Raw genomic sequence first — 2,659 nt, 5'->3', positions numbered from 1 at the left:
CCGATAGGGATCCGCCAAGTTGCGAAACTGGGTGTACTGGCTTTCAAACAAAAGGCGCACCGTGCCCGTGGGGCCGTTGCGGTGTTTGGCAACAATTACCTCCGCAATTCCGCGATCGCTGGTGTTGGGATCGTAGTACTCGGGCCGGTAGATCATCATCACCACGTCGGCATCCTGCTCGATGCTGTTGTGCACCAGCAGGCCGTTGGCCACAAAGTTGTGGTGGCGGGGCATCTCGATGTCGTAAACCGGTTGCGGCTCCCCCGGCTCGCTAATGAAGACGACGGGATCCCAGATCAACCCCTCCTGCACCACCACCGCCACCTCCTCCTCCAGTTGCAGCTCGTCGAGGGTTTTCCAGCCGTCCCGAGTTAGGAAAGGGTGGTTGCCAGTGGCACGAATGGAAAAGTTGAGGCGGGTTTTTAGAAGACATGTGGGCTGCCGCCCACTGCAAAATACCCTCACTGGCTGTTGGGGCACCAGCCGCCCGCGCCCATTGAGGCTAAGCAGGCGCGGCAGTTCTGCTGAAGGCGGCAGGGCTGCCAGTTGCTCCAGCCGCCAGATCTTGCCGCGATCCACGTCCCTCACGCGGGTATCGCCGGCTAGACAACCCGACTCCCGCAAATCTGCCAGTTGCGGACGCTTGTCTGAGCGCGACTCCACTGCCCGGCTGAGCTGAGATAGCACCAGCACCGGCACCATCAGCTCTTTGGCTAGCGCCTTGAGGCCGCGGGTAATGCGCGACAATTCCTGCACCCGGTTGTCGGACTCAGATCCCTGGATTAGCTGCAAGTAGTCGATCAACACCAACCCCAACGTCCCTCCTTGCTCCACCTGCAGACGCCGCGCCTTAGAGCGAATTTCTGTAACCGTGCAGTTGGGCGTGTCGTCGATAAACAAAGGCAGTTGCGACAAAAAGCCAATCGCCTGCCCCAGGCGTTGCCACTCATTCTCGCTGATGCGCCCGGATCGCAGACGGCTACTATCAATGCGCGCCTCGCTGGCCAAGAGCCGCTGCACCAGTTGCTCCCGCGACATCTCCAGGCTGAAGATGGCCACCGGTTGCTTGACGTAGGCAGCCACATTTTGGGCAATGTTAAGAGCCAGGCTGGTCTTTCCCATCGAGGGACGGCCGGCTAGGATGACCAAATCCGACCGCTGCAAGCCCTGGGTCAGGTTGTCGAGGTCAATGAATTTGGTCGGGATCCCAGGGATCTGAGCCCCGCTCTGGAACCTCTCCTCCAACTCTGAGAAGATGTTCACCAAAACTTCCGAGGCTGGAACAAGGCTGCGCTGCACCCGTTCCTGGGTGAGGCTAAACACCTCTTGCTCGGCTCGATCCAGGAGCTGAGGGAGAGGCTGGCTAGTGTCGTAGGCCAGACGCGCCAAGGTGTTGCTGACTTGAATCAGCCGGCGGCGCATGTATTTGTCCACCACCAGACGGGCATACTGGTCAATGTTGACACTGCTAACCGTCTGCTCCACTAGGCGGCGAATTGCCGCCGTTCCTCCCACCCGCTCCAAGAGCTGGTGATCTGCCAACCAGGCAGAAACAGTGGTCAGGTCAGTGGGCTGGCCCTGGCTGTACAACTGCAGAGCAGCCCGGTAGATCTCCTGGTGGGCGGAGAGGTAGAACATCTCAGGCCGCAAGAGCTCCGCCACCCGCGCCATCGCCTCAGGGTCAAGGAGGATGCCGCCCAAGATCTCCTCCTCAGCTTCTATGTTCTGAGGCGGAAGCCGATCCCCACCGGTCAGGTCGTAATCGCTAATCACCACCAGCCAGGAGTAGGAAAATCAACCCAGCCCTAGGGCAACCGGCCTCTCAGCCAGTCAGCTCCAATCGTCAGGCGGGTCAAGCTCTAGGCTGAGCATACCCGCTTGTTGCCTAAGGCAAAAACCCTACTCACCCCGGGATCCCTCACAGGAATTCAGGGAGCCTCAAAGGTGAGTCCTCATTCGGGAGTAACCTGAATGCGCAGCGTAGCGGTAACCTCGGGGTGTAACTTCACCTGCACCAGGTAAACCCCAGTTTTCTTGATCTCCTCATCGAGTAGGACATTGCGGCGGTCGATATCGAGGCCACTGGTAGCCAGCACCACCTCGGCAATATCGCTGGCAGTTACCTGTCCAAAGAGCAGGTCTTTTTCGCCCACCTTCTTGCGGATGACAAAACGGCCAATCGTCTCCAAAGCCTTTTTGTAGTTTTCTGCCTGTTGCTTCTCAGCCAGCTTGCGGGCTGCTTCCTGCTCCCGCCGCATCTGCTGCTCCTTGAGAAGTCCAGGCGTAAGCCGCACCGCCATCTGCCGCGGGAAAAGGTAGTTGCGGGCATAGCCCGGCCTGACACTCACCACCTCTCCCGGCTTGCCGAGCCCAGGAACCGCCTGGCGCAGCACAACCTGCATGTTACGTTTCGACATTGGGAAGACACTTCTTTTCTCGACAGCCCTCCATTCTAGAGGCTCAGCAGGTTCATCGTCAGCCCAGAGTGCCATAGCCACCAGCCCGTCGGCATAGGGGATCCCTTCTCAGAGCTTATTCCCGATTGGCAGGTCTCTAGAGTCCTCTTCCAGCTCTGAACCTTGGCGGGAAGATGAAGAAGCCACCTTTCCAAACTCAAAAGGCGGAAGTTCTCTGTTTTGGGAGATACCCAATCCAGGAT

The 2,659-nt window shown here is 58.9% G+C and carries 2 protein-coding genes; both read right to left on the bottom strand.

Annotated features, from left to right (window positions below):
• Positions 1–1,755: replicative DNA helicase (gene dnaB, locus NW809_RS11835; protein ID WP_414402224.1), on the bottom strand; the 1,755-nt coding region annotated here is incomplete at its 3' end.
• Between the two features lie 197 nt (positions 1,756–1,952).
• Positions 1,953–2,417, bottom strand: coding sequence for a 50S ribosomal protein L9 (gene rplI / locus NW809_RS11830; RefSeq protein ID WP_414402223.1), 465 nt, complete (start codon positions 2,415–2,417; stop codon positions 1,953–1,955).
• Positions 2,418–2,659: the final 242 nt, after the last annotated feature.

Source organism: Synechococcus sp. WC101, from assembly GCF_047461555.1.
Classification (GTDB): Bacteria; Cyanobacteriota; Cyanobacteriia; order Thermostichales; family Thermostichaceae; genus Thermostichus.
Note: the sequence above shows the minus strand (reverse complement) of the source record. Positions and strands in the feature narration are given on the sequence as shown.

Bases quoted from the DNA above. Each gene is read 5' to 3' on its own strand.
- rplI (WP_414402223.1), bottom strand. From the start codon at position 2,417: ATGTCGAAACGTAACATGCAGGTTGTGCTGCGCCAGGCGGTTCCTGGG.